Origin of the sequence: Leucobacter chironomi DSM 19883, from assembly GCF_000421845.1 — a bacterium.
Classification (GTDB): Bacteria; Actinomycetota; Actinomycetes; order Actinomycetales; family Microbacteriaceae; genus Leucobacter; species Leucobacter chironomi.
In genome coordinates this window covers 18,787-33,750 of the sequence record NZ_ATXU01000008.1, presented here as the reverse complement: position 1 = coordinate 33,750, position 14,964 = coordinate 18,787, and the positions used below count along the sequence as shown (strand labels likewise).

At 72.2% G+C, this 14,964-nt stretch carries 15 protein-coding genes; 12 read left to right on the top strand and 3 right to left on the bottom strand.

Going from position 1 to position 14,964, the window contains the following annotated elements; genetic code table 11:
• Positions 1–31 precede the first annotated feature (31 nt).
• The 7 genes from H629_RS0109950 to poxB all read left to right on the top strand — a co-directional run bounded on the left by H629_RS0109950 (position 32) and on the right by poxB (position 7,815).
• The gene (locus H629_RS0109950) at positions 32–1,081 is read left to right on the top strand and encodes an ABC transporter substrate-binding protein (protein WP_024357117.1); all 1,050 of its coding nucleotides are present in this window, start codon (positions 32–34) and stop codon (positions 1,079–1,081) included.
• Positions 1,078–1,848, top strand: a complete 771-nt coding sequence (locus H629_RS0109945) for an ABC transporter ATP-binding protein (RefSeq protein ID WP_024357116.1) — start codon at positions 1,078–1,080, stop codon at positions 1,846–1,848. The genes H629_RS0109950 and H629_RS0109945 overlap by 4 nt, the downstream gene beginning before the upstream one ends.
• Positions 1,845–2,690, top strand: a complete 846-nt coding sequence (locus tag H629_RS0109940) for an ABC transporter permease (protein WP_024357115.1) — start codon at positions 1,845–1,847, stop codon at positions 2,688–2,690. Before H629_RS0109945 ends, H629_RS0109940 begins: the two co-directional genes overlap by 4 nt.
• Complete coding sequence (locus tag H629_RS14170; protein WP_084705394.1) at positions 2,675–3,718, top strand: Ldh family oxidoreductase; 1,044 nt, start codon at positions 2,675–2,677, stop codon at positions 3,716–3,718. Before H629_RS0109940 ends, H629_RS14170 begins: the two co-directional genes overlap by 16 nt.
• Positions 3,715–5,097 (top strand): acyl-CoA thioesterase/bile acid-CoA:amino acid N-acyltransferase family protein, encoded by a 1,383-nt coding sequence (locus tag H629_RS0109930; RefSeq protein ID WP_024357113.1) that lies wholly within the window; start codon positions 3,715–3,717, stop codon positions 5,095–5,097. Before H629_RS14170 ends, H629_RS0109930 begins: the two co-directional genes overlap by 4 nt.
• Positions 5,098–5,106: 9 nt before the next feature.
• Positions 5,107–5,988, top strand: coding sequence for a DUF1684 domain-containing protein (locus H629_RS0109925; RefSeq protein WP_024357112.1), 882 nt, complete (start codon positions 5,107–5,109; stop codon positions 5,986–5,988).
• Positions 5,989–6,090: 102 nt separating this feature from the next.
• Positions 6,091–7,815, top strand: a complete 1,725-nt coding sequence (gene poxB, locus H629_RS0109920) for a ubiquinone-dependent pyruvate dehydrogenase (protein ID WP_024357111.1) — start codon at positions 6,091–6,093, stop codon at positions 7,813–7,815.
• Between the two features lie 10 nt (positions 7,816–7,825).
• Here the strand turns inward: poxB and H629_RS0109915 are convergent, their stop codons facing one another.
• Complete coding sequence (locus tag H629_RS0109915) at positions 7,826–9,250, bottom strand: AAA family ATPase (protein WP_029746845.1); 1,425 nt, start codon at positions 9,248–9,250, stop codon at positions 7,826–7,828.
• Positions 9,251–9,303: 53 nt separating this feature from the next.
• Here H629_RS0109915 and H629_RS0109910 point away from each other — a divergent pair, with 53 nt between their 5' ends.
• Both H629_RS0109910 and H629_RS0109905 read left to right on the top strand, forming a co-directional pair.
• Complete coding sequence (locus H629_RS0109910) at positions 9,304–11,190, top strand: vWA domain-containing protein (protein ID WP_152485693.1); 1,887 nt, start codon at positions 9,304–9,306, stop codon at positions 11,188–11,190.
• A 28-nt stretch (positions 11,191–11,218) separates the two neighbouring features.
• Entirely contained in the window at positions 11,219–12,064 is an 846-nt protein-coding gene (locus H629_RS0109905) for a hypothetical protein (RefSeq protein ID WP_029746844.1), read from the top strand.
• 16 nt (positions 12,065–12,080) lie between these two features.
• On the opposite strand, the gene H629_RS0109900 is transcribed toward H629_RS0109905, so the two are convergent.
• Positions 12,081–12,647: an acyl-CoA thioesterase gene (locus H629_RS0109900; RefSeq protein WP_024357107.1), complete on the bottom strand. Its 567-nt coding sequence runs from the start codon at positions 12,645–12,647 to the stop codon at positions 12,081–12,083.
• A gap of 138 nt (positions 12,648–12,785) precedes the next feature.
• Between H629_RS0109900 and efp the strand changes: the two genes are divergently transcribed.
• Entirely contained in the window at positions 12,786–13,349 is a 564-nt protein-coding gene (gene efp / locus H629_RS0109895) for an elongation factor P (RefSeq protein ID WP_024357106.1), read from the top strand.
• 5 nt (positions 13,350–13,354) lie between these two features.
• Positions 13,355–13,771: a transcription antitermination factor NusB gene (gene nusB, locus H629_RS0109890; protein ID WP_024357105.1), complete on the top strand. Its 417-nt coding sequence runs from the start codon at positions 13,355–13,357 to the stop codon at positions 13,769–13,771.
• 177 nt (positions 13,772–13,948) lie between these two features.
• Here nusB and H629_RS15225 read toward each other — a convergent pair whose 3' ends face one another.
• Entirely contained in the window at positions 13,949–14,407 is a 459-nt protein-coding gene (locus H629_RS15225) for a hypothetical protein (protein WP_024357104.1), read from the bottom strand.
• Positions 14,408–14,538: 131 nt separating this feature from the next.
• On the opposite strand from H629_RS15225, the gene H629_RS0109880 reads away from it, so the two are divergent.
• The gene (locus H629_RS0109880) at positions 14,539–14,772 is read left to right on the top strand and encodes a helix-turn-helix transcriptional regulator (protein ID WP_024357103.1); all 234 of its coding nucleotides are present in this window, start codon (positions 14,539–14,541) and stop codon (positions 14,770–14,772) included.
• Positions 14,773–14,964 lie beyond the last annotated feature (192 nt).

The following is a 14,964-nucleotide window of genomic DNA, read 5'->3' as shown; positions in this document are numbered from 1 at the left end:
ACCGCGACCCCACTTGACACAGGAGTTCCCCATGAGCCTTCGACGCCGACTCTCGGGAGGCATCGCCCTCCTCGCCAGTGCTGCTCTGCTCGCCGGATGCGCCTCGGGCGGCACCGCCGAGGCGGGCACCGGCGATCCGGCAGACGCACCGAAGATCACCTTCCTCTACTCGCCGTACGCCGATTACGCCCCGTTCTTCATCGCAGAGGAGAAGGGCTACTTCGAGGAGGCCGGCCTCGACGTCGAGCTGATCTCGAAGAGCGGCAGCTCGGGCGAGACCTATCAGCAGGTCAGCACGGGCAGCATCACCGCGGGCGGCGCCACCTGGGGCGCCGGCCTGTTCAACGCGACGAAGGCCGGCGCATCGCTCTCGGTGATCGCCAGCGTCTCGAAGGTGCCCGACGAGGGCAAGAACCCCGCACCGCTCATGGCCTCGGAGCAGTCGGGCGTCACTGACGCGAAGCAGCTCAAGGGCAAGAAGATCGGCATCCCCGGCGACGGCGGCTTCGGCATCTACTCGGTGCACCTCGCCCTCGACTCGGTGGGCCTCAGCCTCGACGACGTCGAACTCGTCAACCTGAGCCCCGGCGACATCCCGCCCGCCATGGCCAACGGCTCCGTCGACGCGAGCTGGACGATCGAGCCGATCTCGTCGGCGATCGCAGGCAAGGACATCGGGCACGATCTGCTGCCGGTCGACTACCAGGCCGGCGTGGAGCTCGGTGCGCTGGTGTTCAACAGCGAGTACGTCGACAAGTACCCGGAGGCCGTGACCGCGTTCACCGCCGCGTACCTGCGCGCCGTGCAGGAGCTCGAGGCGGGCGGTTGGAACGATCCCGCCGACCAGGAGATCATCGCCGAGTACACCGATCTGCCCGTCGAGACCCTCACCGCCATCGGCCTCACCCGCCAGGACCCGGAGGGCGCCATCGACTGGGAGGACGTCGCCCGTCAGGAGGCGTTCTTCCGCGAGCGCGGCGCTCTGGAGTTCGACGGCCCCTCCGGCATCGAGCAGGTCTTCCGCAAAGACATCCTGAAGGAAGCGGTCGCGCAGGCCGCGGAGCAGGCAGCCGCGAAGTGACGAAGCCCGGCATCTCCATCCGCAACCTCTGGAAGGCGTTCCCCGACGCCGACTCGAAGGGCGACGTGCTCGTCGCCGTCGAGGACGTCTCCCTGGAGATCGGCGAACGCGAGTTCGTCTGCGTGCTCGGCCCGTCCGGGTGCGGGAAGAGCACGCTGCTGCGGGTGGCGGCCGGGCTCGAGAAGCCGAGCCTTGGCACCGTCGAGATGGCCAGTCGCCCCTCGGTGGTGTTCCAGGAGCACGGCGTGTTCCCGTGGCTCACCGTCGCCGAGAACGTCGGCTACCCGCTCAAGCTGCGGGGCATGCCCCGTGCGGCGCGGCGGGAGCGGGTGCGCGAGCTGCTCGATCTCGTGGGGCTCTCCGACTTCGGCAGCTACTATCCGGCGCAGATCTCCGGCGGTATGCGTCAGCGCACCTCGGTGGCGCGCGCCCTCGCCGACGACGGCGATGCGCTGCTCATGGACGAGCCCTTCGGTGCGCTCGACGAGCAGACCCGTGTGGCGCTGCAGCAGGAGCTGCTGCGGATCTGGGAGCAGACCTCGAAGTCGGTGATGTTCATCACGCACAGCGTCGATGAGGCGCTGACCCTCGCCGACCGCGTCGTGGTGATGTCGCGCAGGCCCGGCCGCATCGTGGCCGAGATCGAGATCCCGTTCGAGCGGCCGCGCGACATCATCGAGCTGCGGCGCGATCCGCGCTACGGCGAGATCACCTATCAACTCTGGAACCTGCTCGAGCAGGACGCGGCGGGGGAGGAGGCGGCGTGACCGCTCAGGTGGAGGAGACCCGGCAGGATCCGTCGGCATCGCGCGAGGAGATCACGCGCAAGCTGGCCGCCGCCGTGCACGCCGAGAAGGGCTCGCCCTGGATCCGCCGCATCGGCCCGTACACGCCGCTGCTGCTCATCCTCGTCTGGGAGGTGCTCAGCCGCGCCGGTGTGCTCGACGCGCGGTTCTTCCCGCCGCCGAGCTCGATCGTCGAGACCTTCGTGAAGATGCTCATGGACGGCGTGCTCATCGAGCACACCGCGATGACGCTCTCGCGCATCTTCGTCGGCTTCCTGATGGGCGCGATCCCGGGCGTGCTGCTCGGGGTGCTGCTCGGCACGGTGCGTCCGCTGCGCCAGCTGCTCGAACCGATCTTCTCGAGCCTGCTGCCGATTCCGAAGGTGGCGATCTTCCCGCTGCTGCTGCTCATCTTCGGCCTCGGCGAGACGAGCAAGTACGTGATCGTCGCGATCGGCGTGTTCTTCTACCTGTTCTTCAACACGATGAGCGGGGTCATGCAGACACCGCCGCTGTTCGAGGACGTGGCTCGCGCGAACGGCGCGACCCGTCTGCAGCGCTGGTTCACGGTGTCGTTCCCCTACGCTCTGCCGTCGATCTTCACGGGGATGAAGCTCGCGACCGGCGGTGCGTTCGTGATCATCGCCGCGTCGGAGTTCGTCGGGTCCCAGAGCGGGCTCGGGTATCTGATCTGGAGTTCGTGGTCGACGTTCGCGGTGTCGAAGATGTACGTGGGCATCGTCACGATCTCGGCTCTCGGCTACGGCGCGACGGCTCTCGAAGGCTTCATCGAGCGCCGAGTGGTGCCGTGGGTGAAGTACTGAGCGCGGGGGCTCCGGTGATCGAGGTCGCCCCCGAGCGGTTGCAGCTCGCCGTGGCGCGAGCGCTCGCGCCGCATGCGGCGGCTGCGGGCGGGGGCTTCGCTGCCCAGGATGCGGATCGCGCGGCCTGCTGGATCGTGCAGGCCGAGCAGCTCGGCCTCGCGGGCTTCGGCGTCGACATGCTGCTGCGCGACCTGCGGCGCGTGGACATCGGGTCGCGGTCAGCTGACGCCGTGGCCGCCCCGTCGGCCGTCGGCGCGATCGCGGGCATCGACGCGGCCGGGACTCCCGGCCCGTTGGCCCTCGCCGCTGCGGTGCGGATCGCCGAGGCCGCCGTCGAATCCCACGGGATCGGGCTGGTCGGCGTGCGCAACGTCGGCGCGCTCGGCGTGCTCGGCCTCGCGGCGCGCTCCCTCGCCGAGCGGGGCCGCGTCGCGCTCATCTCGGCCCAGGCGCCCGCGATGGTCGCGCCGTGGGGTGGATCCGCGCCGGCGATCGGCACGAACCCGCTCGCATTCGGCGCGCCCCGCGCGGGCGGTGCGCCGCTCGTCGCCGACTTCGCCACCTCGCGGATCACGCTCGCCGAGCTGCGTCGGCGCCGTGACGCGGGGGAGCAGCTGCCCGAGGACGTCGCCATCGACGCGGAGGGCCGCCCGACCGCCGATCCCGACGCGGTCGCCGCGCTGCTGCCGGAGGGTCGGCTCGGATCGCTCGCGGGTCTGCTCGTCGAGGTGATCGCGGGGGCCGCCGTCGGCGGCCGCGCGCCCGCGGGCGCACCCGCCGACGGCCGCGGCGCCGTGGTGATCGCCGTCGACCCCGCCCGTGCGGGCGGTGCGCGGGTCGCCGAGACCTGCGCCGAGATCGCCGAGGAGTGGCGCGCGGCCGGCGGGCACGTGCCGGGGCGCTTCGACGCGCTCGGTTCTTCGTCCTCCGACACCTCGGAGGCGCCCGGTGCGCCGGATGCCTCGATCCGGCTGCGGCAGACCGACTTCGACGCGCTGTTCGCGCGCGCCGAAGAGGCGCGCGCATGAGCGGCGCCGCGGCCCCGGGAGCGCTGCGCATCGCAGCGGAGCCGAGGACCGGTCTGCTCTCGCAGCGTCGCCGCATCACCGTCGACTCGGCCGTGCCGGGGTCCCTCGTGACCCTGCGGGCGGAGACCCGGCGCGGGGCCGAGCTGTGGGCGTCGCAGGCGACGTTCCTCGCCGATGCGGACGGCCGCGTCGACCTCGACCGCTCCGCGCCCGTGTCCGGCGACTACCGCGTCGCCGACGCGATGGGGCTGTTCTGGGCGCAGCACCGCGAGACCGCCGAGGGCGGCAGCATCGAACCGGGCGACGTGTCGGCGCCGATCCTCACCCGCATCACCGCACGCGCCGAACCGGGCACCGGCCTGCTCGACGTGCCGGCCGCAGGGATCTTCCGCGAGGGGGCGCCCGCGGCCTCCGCCGAGACAGTGGTCGAGCAGCGGCTGCTCGACGGCGGCGTGCAGCGCAGCGAGATCCGGCGGCACGGGCTCGTCGGCACGCTGTTCACACCCGCGGGTGACGGGCCGTTCCCCACGATCATCGTCATGAACGGCTCGGGCGGCGGCATCAACGAGCCGCGCGCGGCCCTCTACGCGGCCCACGGCATCCAAGCCTTCGCGCTCGGCTATTTCAAGGCGCCCGGCCTGCCCGATTACATCTCGCGCACGCCCCTCGAATACTTCGAGCGCGCCCTCGACTACGCCATCGCCGAGCTCCGCCCGCTCGGAGGCGCACCGCTCGTGAGCGGTCAGTCGCGCGGCGGCGAACTGACCCTGCTGCTCGCCGCCACCTTCCCGGAGCGCATCCTCGGCGTCGTCGCCTTCGTGCCGGCCGCCTTCGTCTTCGGGGCCCAGGGCGCTGCAGACCCGGCCGAGGGGTGGGACGGCCCCACGTGGACGCGCGGCGGCGAGCCGCTCGAACACCTCTGGCACGACAACCGCGCGGTCGACTGGCAGCCCTGGAACGACGATCCAGCTCCCACCCGGCACGCCGACGTCTACGTCGACGGCCTGCACGACCGCGATCTCGCCCGCGCCTCGCGCATCCCGATCGAGCGCTTCCCCGGCCCCGTCGCCTGCGTGTCGGGCCTCGACGACCGCGCCTGGCCGTCGAGCTTCGCCTCCCGCATCGTTTTCGACGCCCTCGAACGGCACGGCCACACTGCCGAACGCCTCCACCTCGACTACGTGGACGCCGGCCACGGCATCACGATCCCGCACCTGCCGAGCACCGAGATCGAACGCGTGCACCCCGTCTCCGGCGTGCACTACTCGAACGGCGGCACCCCGCGCGGCAACGCCGAGGCCGGCGCCGACTCCTTCGAGCGGGTCTGCGCGTTCGTGCACCGCGCGGCGTCGCGGCACACTTCCACCCATGAACAGTAAGGAGCAGCGATGCCGGTAACCGAGCATCTCGCCGGGCAGTGGCGCGAGTGGCGCCACAAGCACGTCTCGGACCTCACCCGACCCTACGGCTGGACGGCGCTCGTCGCGCAGTACTGGCTGCACGAGGGCGCATCGGGCGTCGAGCTCGAGCTGCTGCCCGGCACCTGGAGCGTCGCGGACGGCCGGGTGATCCACACCCCGGCGGCCGAGGGACCGCAGCTCTCCGTCGACGGCGAGTATCCGATCGGGCCCGTCGAGATCGTCACCGGCCGCAACCAGACGTACGGCCACGGCGCGAGCGCACCCGTCTACTTCGGCGAGTGCGAGGTCGAGACCGTGCCGCGTACGAACGACGCGGGCGACCGCATCTTCGGCGTGCGCGTGCGCGATCCGCGGGTCTCCGTGCGGGCCGAGCAGATCGGACTCACCGCCTTCGAGTACGATCCCGCCTGGCGCCTCCCCGCAGTCTTCGTCCCGGCCGAGCGCGACGACGTCGAGCAGGAGACCGTCGAGCGCGGCGTCCGCGAGACCACGAGCCGCATCGGCACGCTGCGCTTCGAGCACGACGGCACGCCGTACGAGATCGTGCTCATCGGCAAGGACGCGGGGGATCGGGTGCAGCCCGTCGCCCACATCCGCGACGCCACCAGCGGCCCCGTCAGCTACGGCGCCGGCCGCGTGATCGAGCTGCAGTTCTCGGAGGACGGCGCGGGCCGCATCGACTGGATCGACTTTAACTACGCCGTGGCGCTGCCGTGCGCGGTCACGAACTTCGTGACCTGCCCGCTGCCGCCGCGTCAGAACCACCTCGACTTCGAGGTGCTCGCCGGTGAGAAGAAGCCCGAGCACGACGTCGCACGGGTGCTCACCTACGAGGCGCCCGCGGCCTGAGCCCGCACGGCCGCCGCCCCCTCCGCAACCCCTTGCGATCCTCCCGGATCGCGCTGAGGATGGGGAGGGAGCGGCGGACCCTCCGCCGCCGGAGGGGACCCCATGACCACGATCGCTCAGAACCTCGTCGACACCCTCGAGGCGAACGGCATCGAACGCGTCTACGGCATCCCGGGCGACTCGCTGAACGGCATCACCGACGCGCTGCGTACCTCGGGCATCGAATGGGTGCACGCCCGCCACGAGGAGGGGGCCGCCTTCGCCGCCGCGGGCGAGGCCTCCGTCACCGGTAGTCTGGCGGTGTGCGCCGGCAGCTGCGGCCCCGGCAACCTGCACCTCATCAACGGGCTCTACGAGGCGCAGCGCTCGCGCGTGCCGGTGCTCGCCATCGCCGCGCACATCCCGAGCGCCGAGATCGGCTCGAACTACTTCCAGGAGACGCACCCGCAGGAGCTCTTCCGCGAGTGCTCCGTCTACGCCGAGCACGTCTCCGACCCAGCGCAGATGCCCCGGCTGCTGCGCATCGCCATGCAGACCGCGGTGGAGAAGCAGGGCGTCGCGGTGCTCGTGATCCCCGGCGACATCGCGGTCTCCGACATTCCCACCGAGGGCATCGCCAGGATCACGACGGCGCGTCCCCGGGTCGTGCCGCAGGAGGAGCAGCTGGAGCGCGCCGCCGAACTGCTGAACCGCGCGAAGAAGGTGACGATCCTCGCGGGAGCGGGCGTCGCCGGCGCCCACGACCGGGTGATCGCCCTGGCCGACGCCCTCGCCGCGCCCATCGTCCACGCGCTGCGCGGCAAGGAGCACATCGAGTTCGACAACCCCTTCGACGTGGGCATGACGGGACTGCTCGGCTTCGCCTCGGGCTACCGCGCCATGGAGGCCGCCGACACGATCCTCATGCTCGGCACCGACTTCCCGTACCAGCAGTTTTACCCGGCGGGCGCGACCAAGATCCAGGTCGATGTGCGGGGTGAGCAGCTGGGACGCCGCACCCCGCTCGACCTGGGGATCGTCGGCGACGTGCGCGAGACCGCCGTAGCGCTGCTGCCGCTCCTGCAGCGCAAGAAGCGACGTTCCCACCTCGACGACGCACTCGAGCACTACCGCAAGACGCGCAAGAAGCTCGACGAGCTCGCCACGCCCTCGGGGCCGGGGAAGGCGATCCACCCCCAGTATGTGGCCCGGCTGATCGACGGGCTCGCCGCCGAAGACGCCGTGTTCATCCCCGACGTCGGCTCGCCCGTCGTGTGGGCGGCCCGGTACCTCACGATGAACGGGCGCCGTCGCCTCATCGGCTCCTTCAGCCACGGCTCGATGGCGAACGCGCTCTCGCAGGGCATCGGCGTGCAGGCCTCGCACCGCAGCCGCCAAGTGGTGGCGCTCGCGGGCGACGGCGGGCTCGCGATGCTGCTCGGCGAACTGCTGACGCTCGAGCAGAACGCGCCGCTGCCGCTCAAGATCGTGGTGTTCAACAACTCCTCACTGAACTTCGTCGAGCTCGAGATGAAGGCCGCGGGATTCGTGAACTACGGCACCGAGCTGAAGAACCCCGACCTCTCCGCCGTCGCGCGGGCGATCGGGCTGCACGCCACCCGGGTGAGCGAATCCGAGCAGTTGGAGGACGCGCTGCGCGACGCGTTCGCCCAGGACGGGCCGGCGCTCGTCGAGGTGATGACCGACCGCCAGGAGCTGTCGATGCCGCCGTCGATCAGCGTCGAGCAGATGAAGGGCTTCACGCTCTACGCGCTGCGCTCCGTGCTCTCGGGGCGGGGCGACGAGGTGCTCGACCTGGCACGCACCAACCTGCGCCAGATCTTCTAGCGGACGCGGCTCAGCCGATCCGGAACCCCTGTCCCTGCAGGATGAGCGCGAGCACCCGGCGATCCTCGCGGTGCATCACGCCCTCGACGAAGCGGGTCAGCGCGCGATCGAGCGACACCGCCCCGGCGCTGCCCGCCACCTTCTGCAGGATCGCGACGAGGGTGCGCGGCGCGAGCACCGCCTCCTCCAGCCCCGGACGGCCGTCGATCTCGCGCTCCGTGCTCACGTACGCGCCGAACCCCTCGCCGTGCTCGCCCGAGAACACCTGCTGGCTGATGAACGCCGCCCGCGCGACCCGGAACAGCTCGTCGACGCCGAGCTCCGGCGGCAGCTCGCCGCGCTCGTCGACCACGGCCGCAGCCGCCAGCAGCGCGTTCTCCGCGGGGAACTCCTCGTAGCCGAGGCCCGTGTCGGGGTAGTGCACGCGGTACGCGTTCGCGCCGAAGCGGTTCACGAGCTCGGCGCTGAGCCTGTCGAGGCCGCGATAGCGGTGCGGTGTCTGCTCGTTGGCGGTCGCGAGGATCGCGAAGCCCGCGGCGATCCGCAGTTCCCGGCCCGCGTCCTCCTGCACGCTGAACACGTCGCCCGGGCGCAGCTGCAGCACCCGGTTGAGGCGCTTCAGGAACTCGGCCGGCATCGCGTTCAGCTCGTCCAGGATCACCGGCCGCCCCTCCGCCATCGCGCGCAGCAGCGGTCCGGGCACGAACACGCTCACAGTGGCGCCGGCCTCCGCCCGCAGCTCGTGGGTGCCGATCAGCTGCGCACCGGTGATGTCGCCGTAACCGGAGACGAACTCGGGGTCGGCGCCGACCGCCAGCCTGGAGAGATGCTCGGCGAGCGCTGTCTTCGCCCCGCCGGTCTCGCCGACGAGCAGCACCGGGTCGCCGCGCAGCACCGCCGGCAGCGCCTCCGAGATGATGCCGCGCATCTGGTCGGTCTCCAGCAGGCCGCCGCGCAGCTGACGCGTCGCCCGCCGCAGTCGCAGGGTGCCGAGGGCTTCGAGCACGGCATCGCGCCGGTCGGCCGTCGACACCGCGGATCGCCAGCCGTTCTCGGGCACCACCTGGGCGGCGGCGCGCAGCTCGCGCGCCCGGACGCCCTCGGCGGCGGTCGGCGCCCGGCCCGCGGCGACCGCACGGGCCACGATCGCGTCGGCTGCGGCGAGGCGCGCCGTCCGGGCCGCCCGCTCGCGCTGCGCGGCGACGGCGGTGCGCAGCACGCGCGCCCGCTCATCGAGGGCGTCCTCCACCAGCTCGCGGCTGTCCGCGTCGCCGAGGATCGTCGAGAGCCGGGCCTCCACGGCTTCGAGATCGGCCCGGTGCTCGGCGGCCTCCGCCTGCCCGGCAGCTGCGGCGAGAGCGCGGCGCACCCGGCGGCGCTCGTCGGCGAGGGTGCGCGCCTCGCGCAGCACGGGGTCAGCGTCGAAAGCCAGCATGCCCGTCACGCTACCACCGCGCCGCGGCCGCGGCGGGCCGGTAGTGTGTGGGCATGGTGGACCCGGGCATCGAGGAGCGCGAGCGCCTGCGAGCCGTCGGCGCCCTGATCGGGGTGGCCGTCTCGGTCTCGGACGACGAGAGCTGGGAACTCGACGAGAACGGCCTGCGGGTGGGGCTCGGCTGGTACGCCCGCCGAGGGCACGGGCACGATGAGGCCGTCGCGCTCGCGCTGCTGCAGCTCTGGGAGAGCGTGCGCGGCGAGCGCCGCGCACCGGAGCGGGCGCGCCGCAGCCGTTCGATCATCGCCGCCCGCCCCGCCGCGGAACCGCTCGTGGCCGCGGTGATCCGCCTGCAAGCCGCAGCCGAGATGCTCGCCGCACTGCCGGGCCTCCGGCAACGGCTCGCCGCGGCGACCGCCCGCAGCCTGCCCGCGAGCCCTGGCGAGCAGCCCCGCCACCTGCAGTGGGTCGCGCTGCTGCTCGCGGAGGGGACTGGCGCCGCCCGGCTCGCCGGCCTCGCTCCCGAGGTGGAGGCCGAGTGGGAGGCGCTCGCGCGCGCATCGCGCAGAGACGACGCGCTGCGGCGGGTGCTCGCCCCCGACGCGCGCCGGGCACCGCTCGACCGCTTCGAGCGGGCACTCGCGCTGCTGCTGCCGCCCTACGAGCGGCTGCTCGCCAGAGACGCCCAGGAGCGCGGCCTCGGCGAGAGCTCCCGCGGCGCCGAAGCCGAGGACCACGAGGGCGGTGCCGCAGCCGACGACTTCGGGGCGGCCGGCGCGGGCGGCGATGCCGAGCAGCAGGCCGCCGACGACGGGCCCGCGGAGGGCGAGGCGGAAGCGCCGGGCGACGACGAGCGGGCGCGGGCCGGCGAGGGGCGGCAGGCGGCCGAGGGCGCCGACCTGTTCGCGGCGGAGCAGGCGGGATTCGTGAGTGCGGTGCTCGCGACGCCCCTGCCAGCCGAGGGAGCGCTGCTCGAAGCGATGGCCCTGCCCGAGATCGAGGGCGCCCCGCAGCCCGGCGACGAGCAGCGGGAGATCGGCGGAGGATCGGCGGACGCGAGCGGCGGCCGCGCACGCGCCGACTACCGCGACCGGGTGGCCGAACTCACGGAGGCGATCGAGCGCATGCGGGCGGTGTGGGCGCAGGTCATCGCGGATCGGGTCGCGCAGCTGCGCGGCATCGGGCGGCGACCGGTGCCCGAGGGGGAGATGCTGGCGCCGGACGCGCTGGCTCGCGCCGTCGCGGAGGCACGCGCCGGCGTGGCGCGCCCGGCCGCATTCCTGCGGCGGGAGTCGCGCCCCCGCCGCCGCCGCCGCGCCGGCAGCACCGACTACGTGCTGCTCGTCGACCGCTCGGCCTCCATGCAGGGCCGCGTCGCCGACGCCGCGGCCGACGCCGCGCTCATCATGCTGGAGGCGCTCGCGGGCGTCGAACGCGACATCGCGCACGCCGAGCAGCACGCCGGCATCGACATCGACCTCGACATCCGCACCGCGCTCGTGGTGTTCGACGCTGAGCCGCTCCTCGTGAAGCCGCTCAGCCGCGGCCTCGACGACGGAGTGCGGCGCCGCATGCACGCCGAGATCAGGTCGCCGCGCGGATCCACCAACGACGGCGCCGCGCTGCGGATCGCGGCCCAGCAGCTGGGCATCGTGCCGGGCGCGGCAGGGGCTTCCGGCGCATCCGGCACGCCCGGCTCCTCCGCCGACGGCGTGGAACGGCGCCGTATCGTGCTGCTCGTCAGCGACGGAGGGTCGAACGACCCGGTCGCCGCTGCTCGCGAGCTGCGACGGCTGCGAGACGCCGGCGTCGAGGTGCACGGCATCGGCATCGGCTCTGACGAGGTGGTGCGGCGCTACGCCCCGAGCAGCCGGCGCGTCGACGACCCGGGAGTCATCGCCGAGGCGATCCAGCAGCTCGTGGAAGGTGAGCTACCGTGAAGAGGAGCGATACGAGATCGGAGACCACATGACCACGGCAGACGCGGGCGACCGGATCCGCCTCGTGAGGGGGCTCTTCCCCGACCTCGCAGCCGAGCTCGACGGCGCACTCGCGGCGACGGGCGGCGCGGCCGACGACTTCGACGCCTGGCTCGACGGCGAGACCGCGCTGCTGCGCTCGACCGCCATCGGCTCGGCCGCATTCGCCGACGTGCTCGACGCGGGCCCGCGAGAGCGCTTCGAACGGGCCTTCGCGGCGGCCCGCACCGTCGCGTCGTGGCTCGGCCTCGAACCGCCCCAGCCGGAGGCCTTCGCCGCCGCCGGTGTCGACCTCGGCGGGCTCGGCGCGGCTCTCGCGGTCGACCCCACCCTCGTGCCCGTGCCCGCGCCCCACGGTCTCGGCGTCGCGGGGTGGCGGCGGCTGTTCGAGCGCGCCGCCGAGGACGACGGCCCGCTGGCGCAGCGGGAGGGCGGATCGCCGCTCGTGCTGGCGAGCGAGGCCGAGCGCGAGTTCGCGATCCTCGACCGCACCATCCCGGGGGTGCCCGTCGTGCGCGACGGCGGGTCCGTCGGCGCCGTCGGCTGGACGCTGCGGCTCGTGCCGGCCGGTCTCGCACCCGCGGTGCTCGGCCTCAGTTTCGAGCATGGGCCGCACGCGACGCTGCCGGAGATGCTGATGCTGCAGCTCATGCGCGCCGTCGCGGGGGAGCCCCTCGTCGACGCCCGCAGCTTCACCTGGCTCGCGGGCGCCCTCGCCGACGGCCGCCTCGCCGCTCGGCACGTCTACGACGCGGCCGAGCGCAGCGTGCGCATCAACTGCCGGGAGGTCGGCAACCAGGGCCCGCACCTCGGGGCCCGGCCGCCGATCGCCTGACGCGCCGGGGAAGCCGCTACTCCCAGACGCTCCGCGCGTCGGCGCGCGTCGACGGGAGGCGGGAGGCGACGCCCCACGCGAGCACATCGTCTGGCACGCGCAGCTGATCCGGATCCGCACCGCTCTTCTCGATGACCTCGGCCACCGGCACCGTACCGCCGCCGCGGCGCAGGATGCGGCCCCGCACCACCGCGCGCGCGTAGATCTCCGGGCGCCGCTGCGCATCGGGGCGCACGAAGCGCTGCTCGATGTAGACGGCCTGCTCGTCGAAGCCGAGGATGCGCGACTCGATCCAGAACCGCATCCAGGGGTTCAGCGACTTGCGGTAGGAGATGGTCTGGCCCACGACGACGGGGTACCAGCCCTCGCGCTTGAAGACGTCGAGCGCGCCGTTGCGCTGGATCAGGTCGAAGCGCGCGACGTCCATGATCGACAGGTACTTGCCGTTGTTCATGTGGCGCAGCACGTCGAGGTCGGTGGGCCAGACCCGGAATCGTGAGCGCGAGACGTCGCCGAAGCCGAGACGCGGGCCGCGCGGCCCCACGAACCAGAGGTGCCAGAGAGTGCGGAAGAGCATATGCATCACCGCAGGATAGGGCTGCGGCGGCGCACGTCGCACACCGTTTGTGGGAGAGCTGCAAGGTCGGCGCCGGGAGCGCGGTGTAAACTGTATCGGCGCTGGTCTGGCGCTCGAACCCGACAGAACCCGGAGAATACCCGTATGGCAACCTCGAACGACATCAAGAACGGCACCGTGATCAAGGAGAACGGTCAGCTCTGGAGCGTGGTCGAGTTCCAGCACGTGAAGCCGGGCAAGGGCGGTGCGTTCGTGCGCACCAAGCAGAAGAACGTCGTCTCGGGCAAGATCATCGACAAGACCTACAACGCGGGCGCGAAGATCGAGACCGCCAGCGTCGACCGCCGCGACTACCAGTACCTCTACCAGGACGGCGCCGACTTCGTCTTCATGGACAAGAGCGACTACGACCAGCTGACCGTCTCGGCCGCCGTCGTCGGCGACTCGGCGAAGTTCATGCTCGAGAACCAGGACGTGCAGATCGCGCTGCACGAGGGCGACCCCCTCTACCTCGAGCTGCCCGCCTCGGTCGTGCTCGAGATCACCTACACGGAGCCGGGTCTGCAGGGCGACCGCTCCACCGGCGGCACCAAGCCCGCGACGGTCGAGACCGGCGCCGAGATCCAGGTGCCCCTGTTCCTCGAGACCGGCACCCGAGTCAAGGTCGACACCCGCACGGGCGACTACCTCGGCCGCGTCAACGACTAGTCACGGTGTCAGCCCGCTCCAAGGCGCGCAAGCGCGCCCTCGACATGCTCTTCCAGGCCGACGTGCGCCACGAGTCGATCACCGCGATCGTGGGTGCCGAGGCGCGCCGCGCCGCCGGTGAGCCCGACCGCGAGGCCTCGTGGCTGTACGCCCGCGAGATCGTGGACGGCGTGACCGACCACCGCGACGAGATCGACGAGCTCATCATGAGCTACGCGCAGGGGTGGACCCTCGAACGTATGCCCAACGTCGACCGCGCCCTGCTGCGGCTCGCGGCGTGGGAGATCCTCTTCAACGACGAGGTTCCCACCGCCGTCGCCATCGACGAGGCGGTGGAGCTCGCCAAGGAGTACTCCACCGAGGATTCCAGCCGCTTTGTGAACGGCGTGCTCGGCCGCATCGCCGACCACGCGCAGGCATAGCCCGGCAGACGTCCGAACGCACCGACGGCCCGCGCACCGAACTTCGGAGCGCGGGCCGTCGGCGTTTCGTGGGCTGGCTGATGCGTCGAAAGGCGGGTTTCGCAGGTGATTCTTCCGAATCGCCTGCGAAACCCGCCTTTCGTGTCGATGGGAGGCGCAGCGTGAGTGTGGCCCGGCCTATGCCTGGCAGGTCTGGAGAAGTGCGGTGTAGGAAGCCTGCGCTGTCTCATTGGCCGAGGTGAACGCGCCCATCGCGGTGAGGTCGCCGTTGACGTGCACCTGCTGCATGGCATCGCGAAGCGCGGCGAAATCGGTCTGAGCGATGGTAGCCGCCTGCTTCACCTCCTGATCGGATGCGGACTGGGCGACCGACCCGAGCGCGTCCACGAGCGCGGTCCAGCCATCGACGGCCGCCTGGGGATCGGCGTCGCCCGATGCGAGCGAGGCGAGCTTGCCGCTCGCCTCTGCGAAGGGCCCCGCCAGGTCAAGACAGGCCTGCAGCGAGTCGTCGCCCGTCGTGGGAGCTTCGGCGGGCTCGGTGGTCGAGGAGGCAGCGGGCGCGGCAGAGCCGGAGCAGCCGGCGAGCCCGACGGCGAGGAGGGCGGCGACGGCGAGCGAGGGGAGTGCATTCTTCATGTGGATCGGAGACCTTTCGAGTAGGAGCGAGGAGAACCCTGTTGCAGGGCGCGGCGCACAGTACAAGAACCTGTGCTTTTTGCACAGTATCCTGTGCTGTGCCGCGAGGCCAATCTCTGTGGACTTGAGGGATGCCGATTTCTCCCGAACCCGACCTGACCCAGCTCAAGGTGATCATCGGGCGGGAGCGCGTGCGCGCCGGCCTGACGATCGAGCAGCTCGCAGAGGCGTCGGGCGTCAGCCGGCAGACGATCCTCAACCTGGGCTCCGGCAAGCACCACGGAGATCTCAAGACGTGGCTGAAGCTCTCACGCGCACTCGGCCTGGGTCTTGACGAACTGCTCGCCCCCGTCTGGCCCGAGTGAGGGAGTCTGCGCCGGGCGCCGAGAGGCGGATTTCGCAGCGGGTTCTTCGAGGTTTCCTGCGAAAGTCGCCTCTCGAAGCGGGGGCGTGGCGGGCGGGCGGCGCGGTGGTGCGAGCGCGGAGCTGGGGTGCGGGGCCTGGTATGGTTGAGGTGACATGAGTTCCTTTAAGTCCGTCCTGTGAGGCGGGAAAGG